Source organism: Acrocarpospora catenulata, from assembly GCF_018476525.1.
Lineage (GTDB): Bacteria > Actinomycetota > Actinomycetes > Streptosporangiales > Streptosporangiaceae > Acrocarpospora > Acrocarpospora catenulata.
Genome location: NZ_JAHCST010000134.1, coordinates 1 through 3,505, shown reverse-complemented (window position 1 = coordinate 3,505; position 3,505 = coordinate 1). Strand labels below are relative to the sequence as shown.

Annotated in this window: 4 protein-coding genes; all 4 read left to right on the top strand. The window is 65.9% G+C overall.

Annotated elements, in window-relative coordinates:
* The first annotated feature begins 319 nt into the window (after nt 1-319).
* The 4 genes from KIP79_RS45960 to KIP79_RS45945 all read left to right on the top strand — a co-directional run bounded on the left by KIP79_RS45960 (nt 320) and on the right by KIP79_RS45945 (nt 3,381).
* Complete coding sequence (locus KIP79_RS45960) at nt 320-811, top strand: hypothetical protein (RefSeq protein WP_214111395.1); 492 nt, start codon at nt 320-322, stop codon at nt 809-811.
* 248 nt (nt 812-1,059) lie between these two features.
* The gene (locus tag KIP79_RS45955) at nt 1,060-1,572 is read left to right on the top strand and encodes a SigE family RNA polymerase sigma factor (RefSeq protein WP_214111394.1); all 513 of its coding nucleotides are present in this window, start codon (nt 1,060-1,062) and stop codon (nt 1,570-1,572) included.
* Complete coding sequence (locus KIP79_RS45950) at nt 1,572-2,864, top strand: TolB-like translocation protein (RefSeq protein ID WP_214111393.1); 1,293 nt, start codon at nt 1,572-1,574, stop codon at nt 2,862-2,864. Before KIP79_RS45955 ends, KIP79_RS45950 begins: the two co-directional genes overlap by 1 nt.
* 208 nt (nt 2,865-3,072) lie before the next feature.
* The gene (locus tag KIP79_RS45945; protein ID WP_214111392.1) at nt 3,073-3,381 is read left to right on the top strand and encodes a hypothetical protein; all 309 of its coding nucleotides are present in this window, start codon (nt 3,073-3,075) and stop codon (nt 3,379-3,381) included.
* Nucleotides 3,382-3,505: the final 124 nt, after the last annotated feature.

Sequence of the window (3,505 nt, the reverse complement as noted above, 5' to 3'; positions counted from 1 at the left end):
CTGCGGGCCCGTGGAACCCCGCCCACCCGGCGCGACAGCCGGGCCACCAGACTGACCACGACGGCGAAATCAACTCCCAGCCGAACCGCTCAGCCGACCAGACGAAGATCGTGAAACATCGAGGCTAATGAGGGTGAAATTTTCAGTGGATTTCCGCGGACCACATCTCCTTCTATTCCCTGGTCGCTACAAGAACGGCGTGAGCAATGATACTTGAGGACGCTTTTGGGATTAGGCCAAAAATCGCCATACTGGACGGCTCAAGATCTCGTATATAGCCTCCGGGCGTTCCCTCACTCCTGAATCGATGAGGTGTGAATTGACCGGACGCTCGTGGGGACGTCGCCTGACGACGTCGATCGCACTCGCCATCATGGCCTTGGCCGCCACCTTCCTGCAGGTCACCCCCGCCCATGCCGCGTACGGCCCGGACCAGCAGGTCTTGGTGCAGGTCACCGCCAACGACGGCTCCGGGATGCAGTTGGCCCGCCTGGAAGGAACCGTCGCGTTCGATGACTCCAACACGAAGTACCGCTACTCGCTGAGCGTGTGCTGGCAGAGCGGCGCCTACCCCGAGCCGTCCTTCCTCATCGTGGTCAACGGCTCGACCGTCAACTACCCGGTCTGGACCGGTTACTCCTCGGCCACCGGGTGCCAGCGGGTCTCCCTGTACAGCGCCGAGGTCATCCTCGGCAGCGCCGTCTACAACGTCCGCTTCGACGTGACCGCCGGCTGGTTCAGCAGCAGGAACAACGGCCAGTACATGACGCGCACCAAGAGCAGCCTCGTCCACGACAACCCCTTCAACTGAGCCGCCGCCACCATCGGTCAAACCCGCCAGGCACGGCCGGGCGTGACGGCGCGGGTTTGACCACGGCGCGATGCCCGGCGGCGGTCAGCGCCTGGCGGCAGGGCTCGCAGGAGGAGGTCGTGGGCTCAAGTCCCCCAACGCGGAAGTGGTCTGACCTACTGAGTGGGTCAGACCTTTCTGCATTGGGGAATCAAGCCGCAACAGATCGCCCCGATCATGCGTCCCTGGGGTGAACGGGGAGGTGCGACGTGGACGACGAGCCAGGGCGGCCCGCCAGCTTCGAGGAATTCGTGCATGTACGGGGCACCGCGTTGCTCCGCTACGGCTTCGTGCTGACCGGAAATCTGGACGACGGCGCCGACCTCGTCCAGGAGGCGCTCCTGCGGCTCAGCGACGCGTGGCCTCGGGTACGGGCCAAGGACGACCCGGAGGGGTTCGTCCGGGTCACCATGGTCCGGCTGCACATCAGCAGGTGGCGCCGATTACGTCGGCGCCTGGTCGCCCAGGTGCCCGAGGCCTCCTACCGTGACGCCGACATCGAGCGGTTGTCGGGTGACGCGGACATATGGCGTCTGCTGGCCACGCTCTCGCCGCGCCAGCGGACTGTTCTGGTTCTGCGCTACTACGAGGATCTCGCCGATGAGGACATCGCCGCCCGGGTCGGCGTCTCCCGCAACACGGTGCGCAGCCTGGCCGCCAGGGGCCTGGCCAGATTGCGTGCCGAATCCGGCCTGCCCATTCCCGACCTGTGGAGCGTCTGATGCCCGAGACCGTGGAATCCCGCCTCGCTCGTACGCTCAAGGCCGCGGGCGAACTCGTCACCGACCCTCCCGGCGACCTCGTACCGGCCGTACAGCGCAGGAGGCGTGAGCGGACCCGCAGACACGCGCAGGCGGTGTTCGCGGCGGCGGCGGTGATCGCCGTGGTCGCGGGAAGCTCCCTGGCGGTCGACCGGCTGCGCGCCGACGGGCCGGTCACCCGGCCCTCGCCGACTCCCAGCACGTCACCGACGGTGGTGTCGGCCCAGCAGGCGCGGCCAGGCGCGATCTCGCGCTTCCCCACCCGGTCCGCCGACGGCTTGACGCACCGGCCCGCGCTGGCTGTCGACGCGACCCGCGTTCTGCTGCTCACCGGCCCGGAAGGCGCGGACGCCACCCGGATGGACCTGCTCGACACACTGTCGGGCGCCATTACGACGGTCACCAACCTCGACCCTGCCGTCGCGGTGCCGAGCATCCTGGCGTCCGACGGCCGGTACGTCGTCTGGTCGGGCGACGTGGACGGGCACAAGGAAATGTGGCAGGCACGTCTGTCCGGTGGGCCCGCGCGACGCTTGCTGCGCTTCGACTACTCCGACGACGCTCCCAACAGCATGGTCATCCGCGACGGGCAGGTGATCTGGCTGGGGCCGGGGCTGTTCCCTTCCATCCTGGCCGTCCCCGTCGACGGCGGCACCCTTGAGCAACTCGGCAGTGCCATGAGCCAGGGCAGAAATCCGACTGTGTGGCCGTGGATGATGCTCCTTGATCCCACCTCCGGGAAGGCCGGAACACTGACCGACCTGTTCACCGGGGAGACAGTGCCGATCATCCCGGCAGACGGCGTCGAACTCTTCGAGTGCGGCCCGAAATGGTGCACGGGGACGGAGACGGACCCGGCACACCCTTGGGGCCACTACGCGAGCACCACGCCGGTAGCCGGCCCGGGCGACCCCGCGACGGACGAAATGTACGTGACATTCGATACCGTCCCGCGGGGGATGCCGACGGAAGCGCTTCCGAAACCTCTGCTCAATATCGAAATTCTCATCCAGCGTCCTGACGGCAGCGGATTCCAGAAACCCCCACTAACCGGCTTCGCCTGGCTGGTGCACGGTGGCTCTCTGATCGCGGACACGCACCACCGATTCTTCAACCCGGAACGGAATCAGCTGATCACCCTGGACGACCTCATCCAGGTGCCCGACACCGTGAAGTGGACCAACGACCTCGTTTACGGAAGAAACGCCGACTCAACCACGTCATGGCTGATGAACCTCAAGGCGATCGACTGATTCGAGGGCCCGGTGATATCCATCACGGGCCCCCATCGCGAGCAGAGCCAATACCCGCTCACTCAACCACGGCAACCCCCATAACGACCTGGGGGCGTGGGGGGCGGCGCCCCCACATCGGGGGGCTCGGGGGGTCGTCCCCCCGTACAACGACGAGGGGACCTATGGGAGCGAGCGCCAGCTCGCGACCATGGGTCCCCGTCTCCGAGTGGAGCTTCTGGGACGTTACTCGAAACGCTCCGACCTGCAAGAACGTCTGCTAGAGGCGCTTGAGCGAGCCAAGATCCCCCACGACGATCACGACGATCAACTAGCTTCGCCATCCAGCCGACCCCGCGTTGTCCAGAAGATCACTGACCGGCTGACGGACGAGGAGGTTCGTAAGCTCGTGGAGAGCTTCCATGCCGGAACTCCGAAGCACGTGCTTGCCCAGGAGTACGGCATCAGCCTGAGCAGCGTGAAGCGCCTGCTTCGCAAGCAGGGTGCGACGCGTAAACCAACGGGAGTTGAGGCTTAGCCTGGGGCTTTCGCCTGGGAAGCGGCCGGAACCGATCGTTAAACGTGAAAAGTGCCTTGAGCTGGAAGGATTGGACTTGCTGAGGGTCCTGTCCGCACCAACTCGAAAGGCACTTTCCGAGTGC

Coding starts and splice junctions, on each gene's coding strand:
- KIP79_RS45950 (WP_214111393.1), top strand. CDS start 1,572: ATGCCCGAGACCGTGGAATCCCGCCTCGCTCGTACGCTCAAGGCCGCG.